This is a genomic window from Burkholderia sp. Bp9015 (assembly GCF_003853505.1).
Classification (GTDB): domain Bacteria; phylum Pseudomonadota; class Gammaproteobacteria; order Burkholderiales; family Burkholderiaceae; genus Burkholderia.
Genome location: NZ_QTPZ01000016.1, coordinates 140,852 through 163,829 on the forward strand (window position 1 = coordinate 140,852; position 22,978 = coordinate 163,829).

Genomic DNA, 22,978 nt, shown 5'->3' on the forward strand with positions numbered 1-22,978 from the left:
TGAAACAGGCCGAGCGGATATCGTGAATTCAACGGCACGAATCGACGCGCCGCGATAACGACGAAGACGCTCATCATGGCTTCCCTGTTCACGCTCAAGCGAACCGCCCGCTGCACGCTGCTCGCGTTCGCCGCGCTGGCGACCGTGCCCACCGCATTCGCGCAAACGACCGAGGCCGCCGCGTATGCGGCCGCCGCCCGGCAGTCGGGCGGCGATCCGCCGAGCCGCGTCGCGCGGCTCAACTACAAGTCGGGTGCCGTGACGACGGAGCCCGCCGGCACCGATACGTGGTCGTACGCCGCCGTGAACCGGCCGCTGACGACCGGCGACCAGTTGTGGAACGATGCCGGCGCGCGCTCGGAACTGCACATCGGCTCGACCGCGGTGCGACTCGGCGAATCGACGAGCCTGTCGGTGCTCAACCTCGACGACACCACGACGCAGCTGAAGGTCGGGCTCGGCACCGTATCGACGCACGTGCGCGATCTGCCGTCCGGCGGGTCGTACGAAATCGACACGCCCAATCTCGCGCTCGGCATCTCGGGCCCGGGCGACTTTCGCGTCGACGTCGCGCCGAATGGCGCAAGCACGACGGTCACCGTGCGCAGCGGCAGCGCGACCGTCTACGGCAGCAACGGGCAGTATCCGCTGTCGCCCGGACAGCAGGTCGTGTTCACCGGCACCGACCTGCAGGTCGCGCAGCAATCGGCCGCGCCGGCTCTCGATGCGCTCGACCAGTGGGCCGCCGGCCGCGATGCGGCCGAGCAGCGCTCGGTGTCGGCCCGCTACGTATCGCGCGACGTGCCCGGCTATCAGGATCTCGACGCGAACGGCACGTGGCGCGAAACCCCGAATTACGGCGAGGTCTGGGTGCCGAACGACACGCCCGCCGACTGGGCGCCGTATCACGACGGTCACTGGATCTGGCAGGCGCCGTGGGGCTGGACCTGGGTCGACGATGCGCCGTGGGGCTTCGCGCCGTATCACTACGGCCGCTGGGCCTATGTCGACGACAGCTGGGCGTGGGTGCCCGGCCCGATGGTCGTCAGCCAGCCGCCCGTCTACGCGCCGGCGCTCGTCGCCTTCGTGGGCGGCGGCGGCGGTCCAGACTGGAGCGTCGCGCTGACGGTCGGCGGCGTCGCGGCGGCCGGCTGCGCATGGTTCGCACTCGGTCCGGGCGAACCCTGGCATCCCGGCTGGGGCGGCTGGAGCCCGCATTACTACGATCGCGTAAACCGGAACATCGTGGTCAACAACGTGACGGTCAACAAGACCGTGAACGTGACGAACATCACCAACATCACGAACATCACGAACATCAACAAGACGTACGTGAATTTCCGCGCGCCGCATGCGATCACGGCCGTGCCGGCGTCCGCGTTCGTGCACGGCCAGCCGGTCGCGCACTTCGCGCAACGCGTCGATCCGCAGCAGTGGCGCAACGCGCACGTGATGCCGGGCACGCCCGGCATTGCGCCGGTACGCCAGAGCTTGACCGGCGGACTGCGCACGGCCAGCTACCGTCCGCCGGCGGCGCTCGGACAGCACACGTTCGTCGCGACGCGCAATCCGGCCGTGCCGGCCGCCTATCGTGACCAGGCGGCCGCGCATCTCGCCCGGCAGGGCCAGCACGTGCCGGGTGCAGGCGCACCGGTCGCGAGGACGAGCGTGCCGGCCGACTACCAGGCGCGCCCCGTCCGCGTTCCGGGCAACCCGAAAGCCGGTGCGTGGGCGATGCGCAACGTGCAGCTCGTGAATCCGCACGGTCCCGTCGTGCAACCGGCGCACGCACCACGCGACGGCCAGCCGGCACCGGCCCAGGTCGCGCGGCCTGGTGCGCCGATGCCGGTCGTGGCGAACGGCGCACGACCGATGAACGGCGAAGCCCCCAATGCGCCGCGCTTCGCCAACGGTGCGATGCCGCAGGCGCCGGGCCATCCGGCTCCGCATCAGGCGTTGAGTCCCGGAAATGGCGTCCCGCATCCGCCGGCGGCCGCCAACGAGCCGGCCGGGCGCGACAACACGCATGCGGCCGCGGCGCCCGCGCCCGCGTGGATGCAGCCGCACACGCCGATGGAGCGTCAGCGCCCGACGCCGCCGACGGCACTCCACGCAGCCGGACAGAACGCGCTGCCGCCCGTGCGCAGCGCGGCGCCGGTCCCGCATCCGGAAGCCACGCCCGGTACGCAGCCCGGCCGTCGGCAGGAAACGCCGCGCGCGTTGCCGCAACCGCGACTCGACATGACCGCGCAGATTCCGCAGCAGAGTCCGCGCCCCGATTTCGCGGCACCGGCCCAGCATGCGCAGCCGCGGCCCGAGCGGACCGCTCCGGCACCGCAACCGCGCCCCGAATTCGCGCAACCGGCACCGCGCCGCGAAGTCGCGCCGGCGCACGTGAACGAGTACCGTCCGCCCGCGCCCGCCGTGCATGACATGCCGCGACCGCAGCCGCAGGCCCCGCGCATGGAGCCGCGGCCGTCGATGCCCGCGCCGCACATGGAACCGCGGCCGTCCATGCCCGCGCCGCGCATGGAACCGCGGCCGCAACCGGCGCCGCACGTCGAGGCGCCGCACCCGGGCAATCCGCCGCCCGGCGGCCACGACGAGCGGCGCCACCAGTAACCCGACCGCTGAAACGGCAAGGCCCGACCCGGCGAGTGCCGGTCGGGCCTTCTTCATGCTGCCTGGCGCGGGTCGCCTCACCCGCCGCCGTCGCAGGCCGGGCTCAGACCGCCATCGGCGCGGTCAGCGGCTCATGGTGACGGTAGCCGACAAGCGAGAAATCCGACGGCTCGATCTGCTCGAGCCATTCGGGCGCATAAACACCGGTCTTCGCATAGTCCGGCACGCGCTCGGCAATTTCGAGCCGCGGGCTGTCGTACGGCTCGCGCGTGAGCTGCTGCTGCAGCATGTCGAGCTGGTTCTCGTAGATGTGCGCGTCACCGATGAAGTACGTGAACCAGCGCGGCGTGTAGCCCGTCAGCCGGCCGACGAGCGACAGCAGCGCGGCCCCTTCCGTCAGGTTGAACGGCGTGCCGAGCCCGACATCGTTGCTGCGGATGTACAGGCACAGCGAAATCTCGCGCTTCGTGACGTTCGGCAGGAACTGGTACAGCAGATGGCATGCGGGCAGCGCGATCTGGTCGAGTACGGCCGGATTCCATGCGTGAAACAGGATGCGGCGGTCGGCCGGGTTCTCCATGATCGTGTCGAGACACTGGCGCAGCTGGTCGATTGCCTTGTACAGCAGCACCTTCGGCACCCCGTCCTCGTCGAAGCGCGTGACGATCCGGAAACCGCGGCGCGTCGCGTCGGCGATCTGCGCCTCGGCGCCCGCGTCGAGCACCTTGTAGCCGGGCCACTGGCGCCATTGCACGCCGTACACGTCACCCAGATCGTCGACGCCCTGGCGGTACGGGTTCGCGAGCCACTGTGCGTTGTCGTTCGCGTTCGCGTCCCACACCTTGCAGCCGAGCGCGCGGAAATCGGCCGCGCTGCGCGATGCGCGCAGGAAACCGACCAGTTCGCCGATCGCGGACTTGAACGCGAGCTTCTTGGTCGTGACCGCCGGGAAACCTTGCTGCAGGTCGAACCGCAGCATCGCACCGGGCATGCTGATGGTGCGGATGCCCGTGCGGTTCTCCTGCCAGGTGCCGGTGTCGAGGATGGTGCGAACGAGGTCGAGGTACTGTTTCATGCGGGTTCCTTCGGCCGCGAGGGCGACCGTTACCCGCCAATTCTAGCAAGCGTGATGCTGAACCTCCGGCAACGGTGCCGAAAACCCGCCCAGCGGGTCGCCGCGATCGCGCATGCCATGCGCGCACATCAGCCGGTACAGCGTGACGCGCGACACGCCCAGTTCGCGCGCCGCGTCGGCAAACCGGCCGCGGTGACGCAGCAGCGCCTGCTCGATCACCTGCCGTTCGGCCGCTTCGCGCGCCTCGGTGAGCGAGACGGGCGCCAGTACCGCGAATTCGTTGAGTTCGAGATCGGCCGCGGTAATCATCCGGCCCTCCGACATCACGATCGCGCGGCGCACGCGATTGATCAGCTCGCGCACGTTGCCCGGCCACGAATAGCCGTACAGCGCGGCGATCGCGTCCGGCGAGAAGCCGCGCAGGCGGCGATGCGCATCCCCCTTGAAACGCTCGAGCATGTGGCGCGCCAGCAGTTCGATATCCTTGCCGCGTGCGCGCAGCGGCGGCTCCTCGATCTTCAACACGCACAGCCGATGAAACAGGTCCTCGCGGAACCGCCCTTCGCGCAGCGCCGCTTCCATGTCCACGTGCGTCGCACAGATCACGCGCACGTCGACCGGCACCGATACATGCGCGCCGAGCCGTTCGATCTTGCCTTCCTGCAGGAACCGCAGCAGGCTCGCCTGGCTCTCGAGCGGCAGGTCGCCGATCTCGTCGAGAAACAGCGTGCCGCCGTTCGCGGCCTCGACCCTGCCGATCTTGCGCTGGTTCGCGCCCGTAAACGCGCCGCGCTCATAGCCGAACAGTTCGGCCTGGAGCAGCGTCGACGGAATCGCACCGCAATTGATCGCGACGAACGGCGCTTGCGCGCGCGCCGAGCGCTCGTGGATCGCCACGGCCGTCAGTTCCTTGCCGGTACCCGATTCGCCGGAGATGAACACCGGCGCATCGGTCGTCGCCACGCGCCGGATCGTCCTGAACAGCCCGAGTATCGCGTCGCAGGTGCCGACCATCTCGCCTTCGGCGCGTCCGGCACCGACGGGTGCGGCTACCGGCTCGGTCAGCGCGATCATGCCGTGCGCGTGGCCGATGGTCTCGACGATGCGCGCCGCCTCGTACGGCATCGTGACGTAGTCGAAGCAATAGTCACGAATGAGATGCCGCAGCGTCGCGTCCTGCAATTGGCCGCGCCGGGTCGCCGCGATCCAGCCGATGTGCTGGATGCTCAGACACGCTTCGAGTTCGCGCAAATCCGCGGGCCGAAAACCCGGCGAGAAATCGAGCAGGCCGGCCGTTGCCACGCCGTGCTGCACGACACGCCGCACGTCGCGTGCGCTTTCCGCAAGATCGACGCGCCACCCGCATTCGTCGAAATGCCCGCGCAACGCGTCGTTCGGCTCGCGCGAGAAGTAGATCACATGCCGCTGCTCGGCTCCCATATGCTCACCCCGTTCATCAACCGTCTAACGATTGCCGTACACGCCAAGTCGCGTGCAAAAGGATCGAACCGGGTCAGCCGAAGCGGCTCGATTCGCCATGCCGATGCGCGGCGACGACAGGCCTCGCATGATGGCGCTCATCTCGCGTCCAGTTATTTTTTTGATCAAGACAGCTTAGTTATAGGCGCCGAATACGACAAACCGATTGCAGCGCGGATGAGCGAACGGTCGAATCGCTCAGTGGTCGACGTTGATCAATCGTCTGCACATAGAAACGCGCAGCGACGCGTACCTGCATCGACACACGCGCAAATTTTCATCCTTGACGCGTATCGATTGAATCCGCAGTATTCCCGAGCCCCCTCGTTTCACGCCTGAAACATTTCCCGGCGTTTTCGATCGCAAGTCACGACGCTTCCCCGCAAATCGCAGACGCGGCAATGCGCTTCGCCCGATGGCATGCATTTCGCTGAACGCGTAACGGATCGGGAGAAGGCGGCCATGCGAACAGTTTTTTTGCAGTCTTGTGTGCAGATGACGATTGCATTCGCACTCGCCTGCCACTTCATGCCGGCACGCTCGGAAGAAAGCACGAGGCCCGAACGCGCGATGCCGCTTGCCGATAACGCGCCGCGCATGCAACAGGACCACCGCTTCCGCATCATGCCCGTCGCCGCGCCGCGAGCGCGTTCGTCAGACAAGTCGTCGGTGACGCTGTGGGACGAGCTCGTCCCGCCGGCCCGGCTGCCGATACCGATTCCTGTGGCGCTCCCCGGCAACGCGCAGCATGCGATGGAAGGAACCGCAGGGAACCGCATGCATCAATAATCCGCACATGACTCCATCATGCTGCCTAATCGATGAGGATTGCAGAATAAAATGAACGGCGCAGGTCGTTTCCTGCAGCGTCGACTTCGCGACGCGAACCGTTTTTTGTGTCCGTCCCCCGGCGGGCACTCTTTTTATTCAGGACATCACGGAGCAAACGCCGCACCTACGCCCGCGCATCCGCCCCGGCGCGGTCTCGCGCCGCCATTCCGGTAGAATCGGCGCCATTCCGGTTCTCCTCTTCCCCCGATCTTCATGACGACGTTGACCCTGATCGTCGCGCGCGCCCGCAACGGCATCATCGGCCGCGACAACCAGTTGCCCTGGAAACTTCCCGAGGACCTCGCGTTCTTCAAGCGCACGACGATGGGCGCGCCGATCGTGATGGGCCGCAAGACCCACGAGTCGATCGGCCGGCCGTTGCCGGGCCGCCGCAATATCGTCGTCACGCGCGACGCAGCGCGCCGCTTCGACGGCTGCGACACGGTCACGTCGCTCGCCGACGCGCTCGCGCTCGCCGCGCGCGACGGCGCGCCCGAAGCATTCCTGATCGGCGGCGCACAACTCTATGCGGAAGGCCTCGCGCTCGCCGACAAGCTGGTCGTCACCGAGATCGATGCCGACTTCGACGGCGATGCGTCGTTCCCGGCGCCCGATCCCGCGCACTGGCGCGAAGTCTCGCGCGACCCGCACCAGGCCGCCACGCCCAATACGTTCGGCTATGCGTTCGTCGTGTACGAGCGCAAGCGCGGCTGACACTCGGCACGCGGCACGCGACAAAAAAGCCCGACCGGCTCATGAACGCCGGTCGGGCTTTTCGTTTCCTGGCGGCCGATGCCGCGCCGCTTACTGCCCGGCGATCGTCATCTGCTCGATCAGCACCGAGCCCGTTTCCTTCGTACCGCGCACGATCGAATCCGCGCCGATCGCGACGATATGCCGGAACATCTCCTGCAGCGTGCTCGCGACGGTGATTTCCTCGACCGGATACTGGATCACGCCGTTCTCGACCCAGAAGCCGGCCGCGCCGCGTGAATAGTCGCCGGTCACGTAGTTCACGCCCTGTCCCATCAGCTCGGTCAGCAGCAGGCCCGTGCCGAGCTTCTTCAGCATCGCGTCGAAATCGTCGCCCGGCTGCGTGTTCGAGCTGCGCAGCGCGAGGTTGTGCGAGCCGCCCGCGTTGCCGGTGGTCTGCGTGCCGAGCTTGCGCGCCGAATAGGTCGACAGGAAGTAACCTTCGACGACACCGTCGTTGACGACGCTGCGCGCACGCGTGCGCACGCCTTCCTCGTCGAACGGCGCGCTGCCCATCGCGCGCGGCACGTGCGGATCCTCGACGACCTGCACGTGCGGTGCGAACACCGGCTTGCCGAGGCTGTCGACGAGGAACGACGTCTTGCGGTACAGCGCGCCGCCGCTGACGGCCTGCACGAATGCGCCGAGCAGGCCGGCCGCGAGCGGTGCCTCGAACAGCACGGGCACCTTGCGGGTGTCGAGACGGCGCGCGCCCATCCGCGCCAGCGCACGCTCGGCTGCATAGCGCCCGACGGCTTCCGGCGCCGCGAGATCGACCGCGCTGCGCTTCGACGAATACCAGTCGTCGCGCTGCATGTGGCGGCCGGTGCCCGCGATCGGCGCGCACGCGATGTAGTGGCGCGAGTACGGGTAGCCGGCGAGGAAACCGCGCGACGTCGCGAGCACGAACTGCGAATGCTGCGCCGACACGCTCGCGCCTTCCGAGTTGCGGATCTGCGGGCTGACCGCGAACGCGGCGTCCTCCGCGCGGCGGGCGAGCTCGACGGCCTCGTCGGCCGTCAGCGCCCACGGGTGATAGAGGTCGAGGTCGCGCGGGTCGGTTTCGAGCAGTTCGGCCTCGGCGAGGCCGGCCGCGTCGTCCTCGGCCGTGAAGCGCGCGATGTTGTACGCGGCGGCGACGGTATCCTTGATCGCGGCCGGCGAGAAATCCGACGTGCTCGCGTTGCCGCGCTTCTTGCCGATGAACACCGTCACGCCGACCATCTTGTCGCGGTTGTGTTCGATCGTCTCGACCTCGCCGCGGCGTACCGACACCGACAGGCCGTCGCCTTCGGAGATTTCGGTCGCGGCGTCCGTCGCGCCGAGCGCCTTCGCATGGCGAAGGATGTCCGAGGCAATTTCTTTGAGCTGGTCCTGCGTGTGCGGGAAATAGCGCGCTTGTACGTCGAGATTGGCTGCCATCGTCGTGATATCCGGTGGCGGGCGATCCGCCCGCATGGTCAAAATGTTGCGTATCCCGCGATCATAGCAAGGTCCGGGGCCATATACCGACAAGCTTGGGGCGTCCGCGCCGCGATACAATGCCGCCCATGACACGCAAAACCCGAATCCAGCCGATCGAGCACGCCGACGACGACGCCGGCAATGGCTACGATCGCCCCAGCAAATCCCAGTTGAAACGCGAGATGCACGCGCTGCAGGAGCTCGGCCAGGCCCTGGTCGACCTGCCGAAGGACGCGCTCAAGCGCATGCCGATGCCCGAGGACCTCGCGGACGCCGTGCGCGAGGCACGCCGGATCACCGACCACGAAGGCAAGCGCCGCCAGCTCCAGTACGTCGGCCGCGTGATGCGCTCGCTGACCGACGACGAAACGGCTGCGCTGCGCACCGCGCTCGACGCCCAGCGAGGCGTGAACAAGGCCGCGACCGCCCGCCTGCACTGGATCGAGCGCACGCGCGAACGGCTGCTCGCGAACGACGACGCGCTGACCGAGTTCCTCCGCCAGCACCCCGAAGCCGACATCCAGGAAGGCCGCACGCTGATCCGCAACGCGCGCAAGGAAGCGCAGCAAGGCAAGCCGCCGCGCTATTTCCGCGAGCTGTTCCAGTGGATCAAGACCGCGAGCGGCACCGACGAGGCGGAGGCAGACGAAGCGCCGGACGACGCCGGAGACGACCATGACGACGAAGCGTAACCACCCGGACGAACTCGTGGTCGGCCTCGTGTCAATCAGCGACCGCGCCAGCACGGGCATCTACGAGGACAAGGGCATCCCGGCACTCCAGGAATGGCTCGCCGGCGCGCTGCGCTCGCCATGGCGCGCCGAAACCCGGCTGATCCAGGACGACGCGCCGACGATCTCCGCCACGCTGGCCGAACTCGTCGACGTCGCCGGCTGCGATCTGGTGCTGACGACGGGCGGCACCGGCCCGGCGCGGCGCGACGTGACGCCGGAAGCCACGCTGGCCGTGGCGACGAAGGAAATGCCTGGATTCGGCGAACAGATGCGGCAGATCAGCCTGAATTTCGTGCCGACCGCGATCCTGTCGCGGCAGGTCGCGGTGATTCGCGAGACGGCCGACCACGCGGCGCTGATCATCAACCTGCCCGGCCAGCCGAAGTCGATCCGGGAAACGCTCGAAGGGCTGCGCGACGCCGACGGCAAGTCGACCGTGCCCGGCATCTTCGCGGCGGTGCCCTACTGCATCGACCTGATCGGCGGCCCGTACATCGAGACCGACGCCGCGGTGGTCGCGGCGTTCCGGCCGAAGAGCGCGCAGCGCGCGCCACGCTGAGCGCGTGCCGGCCCGCTCAGGCGGCCGGCGCGGACTCGCCTGCCGGCGCCGACGCGGCCGGAATCAGGAAATGCTCGCGGTAGTACTTCAGTTCGTCGATCGACTCGTGGATGTCCGCGAGCGCCGTGTGCATCGCACGCTTCTGGAAGCCCTTGTAGATCGCCGGCTGCCAGCGGCGGCACAGCTCCTTGAGCGTGCTGACGTCCAGGTTGCGGTAGTGGAAGAATCGTTCGAATTCCGGCATCCAGCGCGCCATGAAGCGGCGATCCTGGCAGATCGAGTTGCCGCACATCGGCGACTTGCCGGGCGACACGTACTGCGAGAGGAACGCCTGCAACTGCGCGGCGGCGTCCGCCTCGGTCACGGTCGACGCGCGCACGCGGTCGATCAGCCCCGAACGGCCGTGCGTCGACTTGTTCCAGTCGTCCATCTTCGCGAGCGTTTCGTCGCTCTGGTGGATCGCGAACACGGGGCCTTCCACCGCGATGTCGAGCGTCGAGTTGGTCACGACGACCGCGATTTCGATGATGCGGTCGTTATCCGGGTCGAGGCCGGTCATCTCCATGTCGAGCCAGACGAGGTTCAACTCGTTGCGCACGAGCGCGGACTGGCTGGCGGAAGCGGCGGTATCGGTCATGAGTCATCCTGGAAAATGGCGGACGGCGCATGGCGCCGCCCGGGCGGCCGGCATCGCGTGAGCGGGCCCGGTCCGCAAGAACATATAATTCTCGCATAGAACCCTTTGGCGCCTTCGATGTCACCCTTTTCGTTCACCCTGCTGTTCGCGATCGCCGTGCTCGCGATGGTCGTCACCAAGCTGTGGCTCGCGTCGCGGCAGATCCGCTTCGTCGCCGCACATCGCAACAGCGTGCCCGCGCAGTTCAGCGCCACCATTCCATTGACTGCCCATCAGCGTGCGGCCGACTACACGGTCGAGCGCACCCGGCTGGCGATGTTCGAGATCGTCGTCAGCGCGGCCGTGCTGGTCGGCCTCACGCTGCTGGGTGGCGTCGGCGCCCTCGACACGCTGCTGACGGGCTGGTTCGGCCGCGGCTACGGGCAGCAGGTCGCGCTCGTCGCCGCCGTGCTCGCGATCACGAGCGTGATCGACGTGCCGTTCGAGTATTACCGCCAGTTCGGGATCGAGCAGCGGTTCGGCTTCAACCGGATGACCAAGCGCCTGTTCTTCACCGACATGCTGAAGAACACGCTGCTCGGCGCCGTGCTCGGCCTGCCGCTGCTGTTCGTCGTGCTGTGGCTGATGAACCAGGCCGGCAGCCTGTGGTGGCTGTGGACCTGGATCGTCTGGGTCGCGTTCCAGATGCTCGTGCTGCTGATCTATCCGACCTTCATCGCGCCGATCTTCAACAAGTTCGAACCGCTGAAGGACGAAGCGCTGCGCACGCGCATCGAGTTGCTGATGAAACGGTGCGGCTTCGCGGCGAAGGGCCTGTTCGTGATGGACGGCAGCCGCCGTTCCGCGCACGGCAACGCGTACTTCACGGGCTTCGGCGCATCGAAGCGGATCGTGTTCTTCGACACGCTGCTCGCGCGGCTGACGGGCCAGGAAATCGAGGCCGTGCTCGCGCACGAGCTCGGCCACTTCAAGCGCCGCCACGTGATGAAGCGGATGCTCGTGTCGTTCGTGCTGAGCCTCGTGCTGCTCGCGCTGCTCGGCTGGCTCGCGCAGCGCACCTGGTTCTATACGGGGCTCGGCGTCACGCCGTCGCTCGACACGAGCAACGCGGGCGCCGCGCTCGTGCTGTTCTTCCTCGCGATCCCCGTGTTCCTGTTCTTTGCAACTCCGTTCAGCAGCCTGACGTCGCGCAAGCACGAATTCGAGGCCGACGCGTTCGCGGCCAGCCAGACCGACGCGCACGATCTCGTCAGCGCGCTCGTGAAGCTTTATGAGGACAACGCGTCGACGCTCACGCCGGACCCCGTCTACACGGCCTTCTACTACTCGCATCCGCCCGCGTCGCAGCGGATCGACCGCCTGATGCAGCACGCATGAGCCGGCCGACCTCCCGCAAGCCGGCCCCGCGCGCGTCGGGCGCGCCGCGTGTCGAAGGCCGCGTGATCGCGGCGCACGGCCGCCACTACATCGTCGCGCCCGACGACGGCGGCCCGATGCTGCAGTGCTTCCCGCGCGGCAAGAAAAGCGAGATCGCGGTCGGCGACCGCGTCGTATACGAGCAGGCGTCGGCCGACCAGGGCGTGATCGTCGAGATCGGCGAGCGGCGCAACCTGCTGTACCGCTCCGACCAGTTCAAGTCGAAGCTGTTCGCGGCCAACCTCGACCAGCTGCTGATCGTGCTCGCGACCGAGCCCTATTTCAGCGAGGACCTGCTCGGTCGCGCACTGATCGCAGCCGAAGCGAACGAACTGAAGCCGCTCGTCGTGCTGAACAAGATCGACGTCGAGGCCGCGCTGCCGGTCGCCCGCGAGCGCCTCGCGCCCTACCGCGCGCTCGGCTACGACGTGCTCGAGCTGTCGGTGAAGGGCGCGCCCGACGATGCGCGTGCGCAGCTGATGCCGCATCTGGCCGGCCATTCGACCATCCTGCTCGGCCAGTCCGGAATGGGCAAGTCGACGCTCGTGAACCTGCTCGTGCCCGATGCCGAGGCCGCGACCCGCGAAATCTCGGCCGCGCTCAACAGCGGCCGCCACACGACGACGTTCACGCGCCTCTACCCGCTCGACGGCGGCGGCGCGCTGATCGATTCGCCGGGTTTCCAGGAATTCGGCCTCTACCACCTGACGGAAGGCCGCCTCGAGCGCGCGTTCCCGGAATTCCGCCCGCTGCTCGCGGACTGCCGTTTCTATAATTGCCATCATCTGCACGAGCCGGGCTGCGCGATTCTCGAGGCCGTCGCCGACGGCCGAATTGCACCGTCGCGGCATGCGCTTTACGCACAGCTCGTGCACGAGGCAAGCCAGATCGTCCGCTGACCGCGGCGGGCAGAAGACGGCCGGTGCCCCGCCCGGCCTTCACCGACAGGAGCCGCGATGCGTTTCAAGGCCCCCGATCTCGCCACCGCGCAGCATTGGGCGAACGTGCTGCAGGTGGCCGGCATCGGCTGCGAGTTGCACAACTGCTACGCGACCGGTGCGCTCGGCGGCCTGCCCGCCGACGCGTGCACGCCCGAGCTGTGGCTCGACGACGAGCGCGACGATGCGCTCGCGCGGCGGCTTCTCGATGCCGCGTCGCACGGCCCGTCGGCCGGCGCCGCGCCGTGGCGCTGCCGTCAGTGCGGCGAGGCGCTCGAGGCCCAGTTCACCGCCTGCTGGCAATGTGGCGCCATACGCGATCCGCTCGACGACTGAGCGAATGGGTCACACACAGCAAAAAGGCCGGCATGAAGCCGGCCTTTTCGTTTCGTCGCGCACTGCGCTGCCGCGTCACGATACCCAGACGGCCAGCGTCAGCATCAACAGCAGGATCATCCACAGGATCACGGCGCGCCACACCAGGCCGACTGCGGACTGCAGCGTGCGCGGCGTGCAATCGTCACCGACCGTCAACGGACCGCTGTCGCCAACCGCCAGCGCGTCGAGGCTCGATGGTTCCGCGAGCGGCCCCGCGAGGCGCGCGCCGAGCGCGCCGCTACCGGCCGCGAGCAGCACGCCGTCGTTCGGGTCGGGCCACTGGCGCGTGTGATTGCGCCACGCGTAGATCGCGTCCTCGAAGTTGCCGACGATCGCGAAACCGAGCGCGGTCAGCCGCGACGGAATCCAGTCGATCACGAAGAACGCGCGCTGCGCGAACGTCGAGAACGCGGCCGTGCGATCGTCGCCCGGCGTCGACCAGCTGCGCGCGAGATATTCGGAGATGCGGTACAGCACGGCGCCGGCCGGACCGATCGGCAGCACGTACCAGAAGAACACGCCGAACACGTGACGATGCGACGCAACGACCGCATGAATCAGCGTATGACGGACGATTTCGCCGACCGGCATGTCGACCGTGTCGAGGCCCGTCCACTCGTGCAGGATTTCACGCGCGCGCGGCACGTCGTCGTTGTTGAGCGCGAGATGGATATCGGTGAAGTAGTGGCTGAACTGGCGAAAACCGAGCGTGAAATACACGACGGCGACGTTCCAGATGAACGCCAGCACGAAGCTCACCTTGTACAGCAGGAAGTAGATCAGCGCGACGATCAACACCCACGGCAGCACGACCGCGAGCCATGCGAGCACGCCATGCTTTTGCTTGCCGGCGTCGAGGCCATGCGCGACGGTTTCCGCGTGAAACTGGAACAGCGCGAACACCGGATTGCTCGGCGACAACGCGCGGACCTGTTCGATGATGAGAGCGAGGAGAACCGAAAAGAAAGTCATGCGTGCGCCGTCTTCGGAGTTATGTCATTTTTTGCATAACGATAGCACAGCGTAAGCGACGCATGGCTGACGATGCGATCGCCCGGCGGCCGGCCGCGCGCGCCGCACAGCGCGGGAAGTCAGCCGGCTGCCAAAAAGCGGTAGAGATTGCGCAACATGCCGGCAGTTGCGCCCCAGATGAAGTAATGCCCGGCTGATTCGCCACTGGGATAGGGCATCGCAAAAAAACGACGCTCGCCGCCTTCCCAGCGGAACACGCGCACCTGGTGGTTCGCGGGGCTCATCAGGAACGCGAGCGGCACCTCGAAAATCTCGGCGACTTCGAACGTGTCGGCCTGCACGGTGAACGGCGGATGCACGAGCGCCACGACGGGCGTCACGCAGAAACCGGTCCCCGTCAGGTAGTCGGGCAGCGCACCGAGAATCTCCACCGGCTCGGCGGCCAGTCCGATTTCTTCCTTCGCCTCGCGCAACGCGGTTGCCGTCGCATCGCGATCGAACGGCTCGCGACGGCCGCCGGGGAAGCTGATCTGCCCGGCATGGTCGTTCAGGTGATCGGCGCGCTGGGTCAGCAGCACGGTGAGGCCGCTCTCGCGAACGACGAGCGGGATGAGGACGGCGGCGCTGCGCGGGTCGACGCCCTCCTGCAGCCGCGCCTCGCCGGGCTCGACGCTCCATTCGAGCGTGCGCGCAAAACGCGCGCGCAGCCCGGGCGGCGTCATCAGGCGGGACTCGATGGACGGCAGGCCCGCGCCGGTGCCTTCAACCGGCAGCACTTCGGGATCAATGATGGGGCGGCGATTCAATGGGGCTCTCGTGTTCGTGACATAACGAGCATATTGTCGCGCCAGAATGAAAAAAGCACCCGGGTGGGTGCTTTTTCCTTACAGCTCTTACTCTTGGGAAGCTGCTGCGGCGCGATCCTTCGACACCAGCTTTTCCTTGATACGAGCCGACTTGCCCGAACGCTCGCGCAGGTAGTACAGCTTCGCACGACGCACATCACCGCGACGCTTCACGACGATGCTCGCCAGCAGCGGCGAGTACGTCTGGAACGTACGCTCGACGCCTTCGCCCGACGAGATCTTGCGGACGATGAAGTTCGAGTTCAGGCCGCGGTTGCGAATCGCGATCACGACGCCTTCGTAAGCCTGAACGCGCTTGCGGTTACCTTCAACCACGTTCACGTTCACGATCACCGTGTCGCCCGGGGCGAAATCGGGGATCGTCTTGCCGGCGAGCGCGCGCTCGATCTCTTCCTGCTCAAGTTTTGCGATCAGATTCATTACTGACTCCTTATGCCATCTTGTCGGCGTTTGCACCCGCCCGTTTCCAGGCCTGGCCCCGATAGAGGATGGATTCACATCAGGCACCGCACACACATGCACGGCACCGCCATTTCCCGTCCGCGACGCCGCCTCAAGAGGCGTTCTTCGCTTCGCGTGCGAGGTTCGCAAGCCACGCCTCGTCGGCACGACTCAGCAACTTCTCGCGGCGCGCCCGGACGATCAGGTCCGGCCGCTTCCGCAACGTATTCTTCAATGCTTCCTGCCGCCGCCACTTCTCGATCTCGGCATGATGCCCGCCGAGCAGCACGTCCGGCACGCGCATTCCCTCGTATTCCTCGGGGCGCGTGTAATGCGGGCAATCGAGCAGCCCGTCGGCGAAGCTGTCCTGCACGGCCGACTGCGCATCGTTCAGCACGCCGGGCAACAGGCGCACGACGGCATCCATCATCGCCATCGCCGGCAGTTCGCCGCCGGACAGAACGAAATCGCCGAGGCTGATTTCCTCGTCGACACAACGGTCGAGCAGACGCTGATCGATCGCCTCGTAGCGACCGCACAGCACGATGACACCAGGCTCCTGCGCCATCCGCACCGCACGTTCATGCGTGAACGGCGCACCTTGTGGCGACATCATCACCACCCGCGTGCTCGCGACGCCCTGCTCCGCCTGCGCGGCTTTCGCAGCACCGATCGCGGCCTCGAGCGGCCTGGCCAGCATCACCATGCCCGGACCGCCGCCGTACGGACGATCGTCGACCGTGCGGTAGTTGTCCGTCGTGAAATCACGCGGATTCCAGGTGCGCAGCCCGAAGCGCTCCTGCTTCACGGCCCGGCTGGTGATTCCCCAGTCGGTCAGCGCGCGGAACATTTCGGGAAAGAGCGTGACGACGTCGAACTGCACCGCGCTCTCCGTAACCTGGTTCATTAGTAATCGGCTTCCCAGTCGACGACGATGCGACGTGCCGCCTGATCCACCGTCTTGACGTAGACGCCGACGAACGGAATCAGCCGCTCGTCGGTGGTCGGCCGACCATCCTTGCCGACTGCCGGATACTCGACGCGCATGATCGAATGCACGCCGTTGTCGATCATCCCGCTCACCGTCCCGAGCGCCACCGATTGCTCGTTGACGACCTCGAGGCCGATCAGGTCGACCCAATAGAATTCGTCCGCGGCCAATGCCGGGAAATCTTCCCGGCGCACGAACACGCGAAAGCCGCGCAAAGCCAGTGCGGCATCGCGGTCGCTGACACCCGCGGTATGCGCGACGACCGTGTCGCCGTGCGTCTTCGACTGCAGGATGCGGGCGGACAACCGCTCCCCACCCCGTTCCAGCCACCAGCGGCGCGCCGTGAGCAGCGCATCGCCGCCGCGACCGGCGTCGGCATGCGTCGCCACCTTGACCCAGCCTTTCAGGCCGTAGGCGTCGACCACTGCCCCGACCTCGACAGCATCGTCGGGCCAGGCTTGCACCGCTTCGAGACTGCCCTGCTCGGCAGCCGTACCGGCGCTCGCGACAGTGTCGCGCTCGACCGGCTTGCGGACGAATGCGCCAAACGACGCTCGCCCGCGCCTTGCGTTACCGGAATCGTGACCGGACATCAATGCTCCTTGCAGCCGGCACGACCGGCACACCGCGCCATGTTAGGCAGCCGGTTGCGCCTTTTGCGCTTCCTTCACGAGACGCTGGACGGTCGGCGACAGTTGCGCGCCAACGCCTTGCCAGTACGTCAGGCGGTCCTGAGCGATACGCAGCGATTCGCCCTTCGTGGCGACCGGGTTGTAGAAGCCGACGCGCTCGATGAAGCGGCCGTCACGACGGTTGCGCGAATCGGTAGCAACGATGTTGTAGAACGGGCGCTTCTTCGAGCCGCCGCGAGCCAGACGGATGATAACCATATGAAATCCTTCGGGAAAACCGGGTTCGAAACTACTGAAACGTGCGATTATAGCCGGAAACCAAAGCCACAACAAACACTTACGCGCAAAAATTCCGCAGACGCCCTGTTCGCCGGGCATACAATCGTCGCGTCCACGACGCTTCCCGCCGCCATGCCGCTATTTCGCGTCACCCCGACGCGCCGCGCGCAGCACCGCCTCGCAGGCTTGCTGACCGGCCTCGTCACCTGTTTCGCATCCGCCGCGGCTTGCGCCGCGCCACCGGTGGACGAACTCGTCGTGCCGCCCGGCTTCCATGTCGACGTGCTGACCAATGCCGTGCCGACCGCCCGCGAAATGGCGTGGTCGCCGCGCGGCATCCTGTATGTCGGCTCGCGGGAAGGCCGCGTGCATGCCTTCGTGATGCAAGAGGGCCGGATCACTGCCCGCCATGTGATCGCGTCGGGGCTCGACACGCCCGTCGGCGTCGCGTATCGCGATGGCGCACTCTATATCTCCGCCGTGTCGCGCATCCTGCGCCTCGACCACATCGACGACCGGCTCGCCGGGCCGCCCGCGCCGGCGGTCGTGACGGACGCGCTGCCGACCGATCATCATCACGGCTGGAAATTCATCGCGTTCGGCCCCGACGGCAAGCTCTACGTGCCGGTCGGCGCACCGTGCAACGTCTGCCTCGCCGATCGCAGCCGATACGCGATCATCGCACGCATGCACGCCGACGGCAGCAACCGCGAAGTATTTGCCCGCGGCGTGCGCAATACCGTCGGCTTCGCGTGGCACCCCGATTCGGGCGAGCTATGGTTCACCGACAACGGGCGCGACATGATGGGCGACGACGTGCCCGACGACAAGCTGAACCGTGCGCCGCGCGCGGGCCTCGATTTCGGCTTCCCGTACTGCCATGGCGGCGACACGCCCGACCCCGAATTCGGGAGTCCCGACGTGTGCCGGCGCTACGCGCCGCCCGCGCTGAAACTCGGCGCGCACGTCGCGGCGCTCGGCATGCGCTTCTATACGGGGCCGATGTTTCCGGCGTCGTATCGCAACAACATCTTCATTGCCGAGCACGGTTCGTGGAATCGCAGCACGAAGGTCGGCTACCGCGTGATGCGCGCTGTCGTGTCGGCCGACGGCAGTCATACGCGCCAGACGCCGTTCATCACGGGCTGGCTGCGCGCGGACGGCAGCGTGTGGGGACGCCCGGCCGACGTACTGCCGCTACCGGACGGCTCGCTGCTCGTCAGCGACGACTACGCGGGCGCCATCTACCGTGTCACCTATGCGGCACCTTGACGCAGCCGAGGGGTGACCGGGCCCGACCGGGCATCGTAGAATGCGTGCCGGGCCCGAGCGCCCTGCGCCGGCCTGCCGGCCGCCCATGCCACCGATAATCCGCCGCCACCCATGTCCAGCAGCACCGCATCGCCCCGCCGCTTCCGCTCCAAGACGCTCACCGCCGCCCTCGCGTTCCTGTTCGGTTCGCTCGGCGCGCACCGCTTCTACCTGTACGGCTTGCGCGACGTGTACGGCTGGGCGCACCTGCTCGCGACGATCGTCGGGATCCCGGGTTTCCTGCTGCTCGCCGCGACCCAGCGCAGTGCCGGCCTCGGCTGGTGGCTCGCCGTGCCGGGTGCGATCTCGCTGCTGGCCGCGTTCCTCGCCGCGCTCGTCTACGGCCTGCGCCCCGACGAGAAATGGGACGCGCAATTCAATGCCGACACGGGCAAGCACAGCCGGTCAGGCTGGACGGTGATCTTCATCGTGATCTTCTCGCTGCTGATTGGCGCGTTCCTGCTGATGACCGCGCTCGCGCTGTCGTTCCAGACGTATTTCGAGTCGCAAGTCGAAGCGGCGAAGCAAATCTCGCAGTAAGCTGCCGACGCGGGTCGGTCAGAACAGGCTCAACTGCACGTCGTCGCGCGAGTTCGCGCCAGTTGCGCCCGCCAACGCGCGCTGCGCGGCCGCCCCGGCCGCCGGCGCACCGCGAAACTGCGACAGATCCAGAACGCCGTTCCTGCGCTCGTTCAACCCAAGCCGCTTCACGGCCTGACGGAAACGCTGCCGCAACAGGTCGGCCCAGATCCCCTCGCCCTTCATCCGTTTCGAGAAATCCGAGTCGTAGTCCTTCCCGCCGCGCATGTCGCGCACGCGATTCATCACGCGCTCCGCTCGATCGGGGAAATGCGCGGAGAGCCAGTTCTTGAACAGTGGCGCGACCTCCCACGGCAGCCGCAGGATGATGTAGCTCGCGTGCGTCGCGCCGGCTTCCGCACAGGCTTCCAGCACACGCTCCATGTCCGGCTCGGTGACGAACGGGATCATCGGTGCAATGCTCACACCCACGGGCACGCCCGCGTCGCGCAGTGCGCGGATCGTACGCAGCCGGCGCGCCGGAGTCGCCGCACGCGGCTCGAGCGTGCGCGCGAGATCGGCGTCGAGCGTCGTGATCGTGACTGCGGCCATCACCTGCCCGCGCTCGGCCATCGGGGCCAACAGATCCAGATCGCGCTCGATCAGCGACGATTTCGTGATCGCGGCGAACGGCAGCCCGTAATCGTGCATCACCTGGATCACGCTACGCGTGATGCGCAGATCGCGCTCGACGGGCTGGTATGCATCGGTGTTGACGCCGAGCGCGATCGGCTCCGGCACGTAGCGCTTGCGCGAAATCTCGCGCTCGAGCAGTTCGGCCGCGTTGACCTTCGCGTAGATGCGACTCTCGAAATCGAGCCCCGGCGACAGGCCGAGATAGCTATGGGTCGGCCGTGCGAAGCAGTAGATGCAGCCATGCTCGCAGCCGCGATACGGATTGAGCGACACGCTGAACGGAATGTCCGGCGACTGGTTGTGCGTCAGGATGCTCTTTGCGCGCTCCTCGAACACCTGGGTGCGCAGCGGAGCAGGCAGATCGGCGTCGCCCGATTCGTGCGTCCAGCCGTCGTCGACCGCTTCGCGCAGCGCCGTTTCGTACCGCCCCTGGAGATTGTCGACCGCACCGCGCCCCTTGCGGGGCGCCGGCGGCGCTATCGGAAATTCGTTGTCGGACCGACCGTCCATGTGCTCACCCATTCGCCTGCACCCAATACTGTATATTTATACAGTATTGGGTGCAGCATGCCAAGGGTGAGATAGCGGAGCCGGCAGCGGGCCCCCGCCGCGCTCATTCGCCGACCGAAATCGTCAGCGTCTCCTTGATTTCCTCCATCACGACATAGCTCTTCGACTGCACCGCGCCGGGAAGTTGCAGCAGGATGTCGCCGAGCAGCTTGCGATAGTCGGCCATTTCGCCGATCCGCGCCTTGATCAGGTAGTCGAAGTCGCCGGACACGAGATGACATTCGAGCACCTCGTCGATCTTCATCACTTCGCGGCGGAACTGCTCGAACATGTTGCCGCCCTTGTGGCCGAGTGTGATCTCGACGAACACCAGCAGCGCGGCATCCAGCTGGTGAGGATCGACGCGTGCGTGGTAGCCGGTGATCACGCCGTCGCGCTCCATGCGCCGCACGCGCTCGATGCACGGCGTGACGGTCAGTCCGACCTGTTCCGCGAGGTCCTTCATCGCCATCCGGCCGTCGTCCTGGAGCAGTTTCAGGATGCGCCGGTCGAGCTTGTCGAGCGAGCGTACTGGCTGGCGTTGCGTTCTCATTTGTTTATGCTGAAAACCTGAAAAATACGATAACAAAACCTACACATTCGACAATACCATAGCGCAAAAAACTAGATCAGCTAGAGGTTACACGGAGACGCAGGTGCGCCCGGCCTCGACCTGATCCCTTCCATCTGGAGCAGCTATGCGAGTCGTCATTCTGGGCAGCGGTGTGGTGGGCGTGGCAAGCGCGTATTACCTCGCGCGCGCCGGTCATGAAGTCACGGTGATCGACCGGGAAGCCGGCCCGGCGCTCGAGACGAGCTTCGCAAACGCAGGTCAGATCTCGCCCGGCTATGCGGCGCCGTGGGCCGCGCCCGGCGTGCCGCTGAAGGCCGTCAAGTGGATGTTCGAGAAGCACGCGCCGCTCGCGATCCGCCTCGACGGCACGCGCTTCCAGCTCCAGTGGATGTGGCAGATGCTGCGCAACTGCACGGCCGAGCGCTATGCGGTCAACAAGGGCCGCATGGTCCGCCTCGCCGAATACAGCCGCGATTGCCTGCAGGCGCTGCGCGCCGACACGGGCATCGAGTACGAAGGGCGCACGGGCGGCACGCTGCAACTGTTCCGCACGCAACAGCAACTCGACGGCGCGGCGAAGGACATCGCGGTGCTGCAGGAAGCGAACGTGCCGTTCGAACTGCTGTCGCCGGCCGAACTGAAAAATGCCGAACCGGCGCTCGCCGCCGTGTCGCACAAGCTGACCGGCGGCCTGCGCCTGCCCGGCGACGAAACGGGCGACTGCCAGCTGTTCACGACGCGCCTCGCGGCGCTCGCGGAATCGCTCGGCGTGAAGTTCCGCTACAACACGCCGATCGACGCGCTCGCGATCGCGGGCGGCAAGATCGCCGGCGTGCAGTGCGGCAGCGAGACGGTGCGCGCGGATGCGTACGTCGTCGCGCTCGGCTCGTACTCGACCCGCTTCGTCTCGAACCTGATGAAGATTCCGGTCTATCCGCTGAAGGGCTATTCGATCACCGCGCCGATCGTCGATGAGGCGGCCGCACCCGTGTCGACGGTGCTCGACGAAACCTACAAGATCGCGATCACGCGTTTCGACCAGCGCATCCGTGTCGGCGGCATGGCGGAGATCGTCGGTTTCGACAAGAACCTGCGCGCAGCGCGCCGCGACACGCTGGAAATGTGCGTGAACGACCTGTTCCCGGGCGGCGGCGACACGTCGAAGGCAACCTTCTGGACGGGCCTGCGCCCGATGACGCCGGACGGCACGCCGATCGTCGGCCGCACGCCGGTCTCGAACCTGTTCCTGAACACCGGCCACGGCACGCTCGGCTGGACGATGTCGTGCGGATCGGGCCAGTTGCTCGCCGACCTGATCTCGGGCAAGAAGCCGGCGATCCAGGCCGACGACCTGTCGGTGCATCGCTACCTGAAGGACGTGGCCGGCCAGACGCGCCCGGCATACGCATAAGTCGGGACGGCCCGCGGCGACGCAGGCCGGTCGGTATCAGTGGAGAAGGCGCCCGTCAGGGCGCCTTTTTCGTTTCAGCGCATGCGATACCTGCTCGGAAAGGGGCTTGCGTCAACGCGCACGCGCGTTACCCCTTCGCTCCGGCGATCGATGCTTCGGTCCCATCTGCTCGCACAAAAACTGTTCCGTACGGCATGGTGCGATGGCGATGCGCTGCATCGAAGACAGATGCGTCCCCGCCCCTTCTGCCATTGCACAAAAAAAGGGGCGCTCATCGCGCCCCTTGTCGTACGACTTGCTGCCGAAGCATCAAGTCACGCAGCGTCAGCCCAGCTCGTTCACGAGCTCCGGCACGAGCGCGAACAGATCGCCGACGAGGCCGTAGTCGGCCACGCTGAAGATCGGCGCTTCCGGATCCTTGTTGATCGCGACGATCACCTTCGAATCCTTCATGCCGGCCAGATGCTGGATCGCACCCGAGATGCCGACCGCGATGTACAGCTGCGGCGCGACGATCTTGCCGGTCTGGCCGACTTGATAGTCGTTCGGCACGTAACCGGCGTCGACTGCCGCGCGCGATGCGCCGAGTGCGGCGCTCAGCTTGTCGGCCAGCGGCTCGAGAACCTTCGTGTAGTTCTCGCCGCTGCCCAGGCCGCGGCCGCCCGACACGATGATGCTCGCCGACGTCAGTTCCGGACGGTCCAGCTTCGTCACTTCACGGCTCACGAACTGCGACTTGCCTGCGTCCGCCGCGGCTTCGATCTTCTCGATCGCTGCGCTGCCGCCTTCGGCTGCCACCGGATCGAAACCCGTCGCACGCACCGTGATGACCTTGATCGGGTCGCTCGACT

At 67.0% G+C, this 22,978-nt stretch carries 25 protein-coding genes; 12 read left to right on the forward strand and 13 right to left on the reverse strand.

Translation table 11 applies throughout. The annotated features are described in order from the left end of the window. The first annotated feature begins 75 nt into the window (after positions 1-75). Complete coding sequence (locus tag DIE12_RS19020) at positions 76-2,622, forward strand: DUF6600 domain-containing protein (RefSeq protein ID WP_124487480.1); 2,547 nt, start codon at positions 76-78, stop codon at positions 2,620-2,622. 103 nt (positions 2,623-2,725) lie between these two features. On the opposite strand, the gene DIE12_RS19025 is transcribed toward DIE12_RS19020, so the two are convergent. Together DIE12_RS19025 and DIE12_RS19030 are read right to left on the reverse strand one after the other, a co-directional pair. Next, the gene (locus DIE12_RS19025) at positions 2,726-3,697 is read right to left on the reverse strand and encodes a thymidylate synthase (protein ID WP_044844804.1); all 972 of its coding nucleotides are present in this window, start codon (positions 3,695-3,697) and stop codon (positions 2,726-2,728) included. Between the two features lie 42 nt (positions 3,698-3,739). Continuing rightward, positions 3,740-5,137: a sigma-54 dependent transcriptional regulator gene (locus DIE12_RS19030; RefSeq protein WP_124487481.1), complete on the reverse strand. Its 1,398-nt coding sequence runs from the start codon at positions 5,135-5,137 to the stop codon at positions 3,740-3,742. On the opposite strand from DIE12_RS19030, the gene DIE12_RS38110 reads away from it, so the two are divergent. From DIE12_RS38110 to DIE12_RS19040, 3 genes are all read left to right on the forward strand, one after another. Beyond that, positions 5,117-5,515 (forward strand): hypothetical protein, encoded by a 399-nt coding sequence (locus tag DIE12_RS38110; protein WP_185500389.1) that lies wholly within the window; start codon positions 5,117-5,119, stop codon positions 5,513-5,515. The genes DIE12_RS19030 and DIE12_RS38110 overlap by 21 nt on opposite strands. A 123-nt stretch (positions 5,516-5,638) precedes the next feature. Beyond that, positions 5,639-5,965 (forward strand): hypothetical protein, encoded by a 327-nt coding sequence (locus DIE12_RS19035; RefSeq protein WP_124487482.1) that lies wholly within the window; start codon positions 5,639-5,641, stop codon positions 5,963-5,965. A gap of 255 nt (positions 5,966-6,220) precedes the next feature. Further along, positions 6,221-6,721 (forward strand): dihydrofolate reductase, encoded by a 501-nt coding sequence (locus DIE12_RS19040; protein ID WP_044844807.1) that lies wholly within the window; start codon positions 6,221-6,223, stop codon positions 6,719-6,721. A 90-nt stretch (positions 6,722-6,811) separates the two neighbouring features. On the opposite strand, the gene pmbA is transcribed toward DIE12_RS19040, so the two are convergent. Then, complete coding sequence (gene pmbA, locus DIE12_RS19045) at positions 6,812-8,182, reverse strand: metalloprotease PmbA (RefSeq protein WP_044844808.1); 1,371 nt, start codon at positions 8,180-8,182, stop codon at positions 6,812-6,814. A gap of 128 nt (positions 8,183-8,310) precedes the next feature. Between pmbA and yjgA the strand changes: the two genes are divergently transcribed. Next, positions 8,311-8,916, forward strand: coding sequence for a ribosome biogenesis factor YjgA (yjgA, locus tag DIE12_RS19050; RefSeq protein WP_311768014.1), 606 nt, complete (start codon positions 8,311-8,313; stop codon positions 8,914-8,916). Further along, positions 8,900-9,517, forward strand: coding sequence for a molybdopterin adenylyltransferase (gene mog, locus DIE12_RS19055; RefSeq protein ID WP_124487483.1), 618 nt, complete (start codon positions 8,900-8,902; stop codon positions 9,515-9,517). The genes yjgA and mog overlap by 17 nt, the downstream gene beginning before the upstream one ends. Before the next feature lie 16 nt (positions 9,518-9,533). Here the strand turns inward: mog and orn are convergent, their stop codons facing one another. Next, entirely contained in the window at positions 9,534-10,154 is a 621-nt protein-coding gene (gene orn, locus DIE12_RS19060; protein ID WP_124487484.1) for an oligoribonuclease, read from the reverse strand. 117 nt (positions 10,155-10,271) lie between these two features. On the opposite strand from orn, the gene DIE12_RS19065 reads away from it, so the two are divergent. The 3 genes from DIE12_RS19065 to DIE12_RS19075 are packed head-to-tail and all read left to right on the forward strand — an operon-like array spanning position 10,272 to position 12,844. Continuing rightward, on the forward strand, positions 10,272-11,531 hold the full coding sequence (locus tag DIE12_RS19065; RefSeq protein ID WP_124487485.1) for a M48 family metallopeptidase: 1,260 nt from the start codon (positions 10,272-10,274) through the stop codon (positions 11,529-11,531). Continuing rightward, positions 11,528-12,469, forward strand: a complete 942-nt coding sequence (gene rsgA / locus DIE12_RS19070) for a ribosome small subunit-dependent GTPase A (RefSeq protein ID WP_040143718.1) — start codon at positions 11,528-11,530, stop codon at positions 12,467-12,469. Before DIE12_RS19065 ends, rsgA begins: the two co-directional genes overlap by 4 nt. Positions 12,470-12,526: 57 nt before the next feature. After that, the gene (locus DIE12_RS19075) at positions 12,527-12,844 is read left to right on the forward strand and encodes a putative signal transducing protein (RefSeq protein WP_044844812.1); all 318 of its coding nucleotides are present in this window, start codon (positions 12,527-12,529) and stop codon (positions 12,842-12,844) included. Between the two features lie 75 nt (positions 12,845-12,919). Here the strand turns inward: DIE12_RS19075 and DIE12_RS19080 are convergent, their stop codons facing one another. From DIE12_RS19080 to rpsP, 6 genes are all read right to left on the reverse strand, one after another. After that, positions 12,920-13,858: a CobD/CbiB family protein gene (locus tag DIE12_RS19080; protein WP_044844813.1), complete on the reverse strand. Its 939-nt coding sequence runs from the start codon at positions 13,856-13,858 to the stop codon at positions 12,920-12,922. A 119-nt stretch (positions 13,859-13,977) separates the two neighbouring features. Next, positions 13,978-14,664: a CoA pyrophosphatase gene (locus DIE12_RS19085; protein ID WP_124487487.1), complete on the reverse strand. Its 687-nt coding sequence runs from the start codon at positions 14,662-14,664 to the stop codon at positions 13,978-13,980. Between the two features lie 87 nt (positions 14,665-14,751). Then, positions 14,752-15,144 carry a 50S ribosomal protein L19 gene (gene rplS / locus DIE12_RS19090; protein ID WP_006486838.1) on the reverse strand — a complete coding sequence of 131 codons (393 nt, stop codon included), beginning with the start codon at positions 15,142-15,144 and terminating at the stop codon, positions 14,752-14,754. A 133-nt stretch (positions 15,145-15,277) separates the two neighbouring features. Further along, on the reverse strand, positions 15,278-16,072 hold the full coding sequence (gene trmD, locus DIE12_RS19095; RefSeq protein ID WP_124487488.1) for a tRNA (guanosine(37)-N1)-methyltransferase TrmD: 795 nt from the start codon (positions 16,070-16,072) through the stop codon (positions 15,278-15,280). After that, on the reverse strand, positions 16,072-16,749 hold the full coding sequence (rimM, locus tag DIE12_RS19100; RefSeq protein ID WP_124487489.1) for a ribosome maturation factor RimM: 678 nt from the start codon (positions 16,747-16,749) through the stop codon (positions 16,072-16,074). The genes trmD and rimM overlap by 1 nt, the downstream gene beginning before the upstream one ends. 42 nt (positions 16,750-16,791) lie before the next feature. Continuing rightward, positions 16,792-17,046 carry a 30S ribosomal protein S16 gene (rpsP, locus tag DIE12_RS19105; RefSeq protein WP_006476550.1) on the reverse strand — a complete coding sequence of 85 codons (255 nt, stop codon included), beginning with the start codon at positions 17,044-17,046 and terminating at the stop codon, positions 16,792-16,794. Positions 17,047-17,199: 153 nt separating this feature from the next. Here rpsP and DIE12_RS19110 point away from each other — a divergent pair, with 153 nt between their 5' ends. Together DIE12_RS19110 and DIE12_RS19115 are read left to right on the forward strand one after the other, a co-directional pair. Then, entirely contained in the window at positions 17,200-18,339 is a 1,140-nt protein-coding gene (locus tag DIE12_RS19110; protein ID WP_124487490.1) for a sorbosone dehydrogenase family protein, read from the forward strand. Between the two features lie 111 nt (positions 18,340-18,450). Next, positions 18,451-18,918, forward strand: coding sequence for an NINE protein (locus DIE12_RS19115; protein WP_044844818.1), 468 nt, complete (start codon positions 18,451-18,453; stop codon positions 18,916-18,918). Between the two features lie 18 nt (positions 18,919-18,936). On the opposite strand, the gene DIE12_RS19120 is transcribed toward DIE12_RS19115, so the two are convergent. Together DIE12_RS19120 and DIE12_RS19125 are read right to left on the reverse strand one after the other, a co-directional pair. Further along, positions 18,937-20,115, reverse strand: a complete 1,179-nt coding sequence (locus DIE12_RS19120) for a PA0069 family radical SAM protein (protein ID WP_124487491.1) — start codon at positions 20,113-20,115, stop codon at positions 18,937-18,939. 91 nt (positions 20,116-20,206) lie between these two features. Then, positions 20,207-20,695: an Lrp/AsnC ligand binding domain-containing protein gene (locus DIE12_RS19125; protein ID WP_044844820.1), complete on the reverse strand. Its 489-nt coding sequence runs from the start codon at positions 20,693-20,695 to the stop codon at positions 20,207-20,209. A 145-nt stretch (positions 20,696-20,840) separates the two neighbouring features. Here DIE12_RS19125 and DIE12_RS19130 point away from each other — a divergent pair, with 145 nt between their 5' ends. After that, positions 20,841-22,127, forward strand: coding sequence for a D-amino acid dehydrogenase (locus DIE12_RS19130; RefSeq protein WP_124487492.1), 1,287 nt, complete (start codon positions 20,841-20,843; stop codon positions 22,125-22,127). A gap of 324 nt (positions 22,128-22,451) precedes the next feature. Here DIE12_RS19130 and DIE12_RS19135 read toward each other — a convergent pair. After that, positions 22,452-22,978 (reverse strand): electron transfer flavoprotein subunit alpha/FixB family protein (locus DIE12_RS19135; RefSeq protein WP_221624280.1); only part of this gene is annotated, 527 nt, incomplete at its 5' end.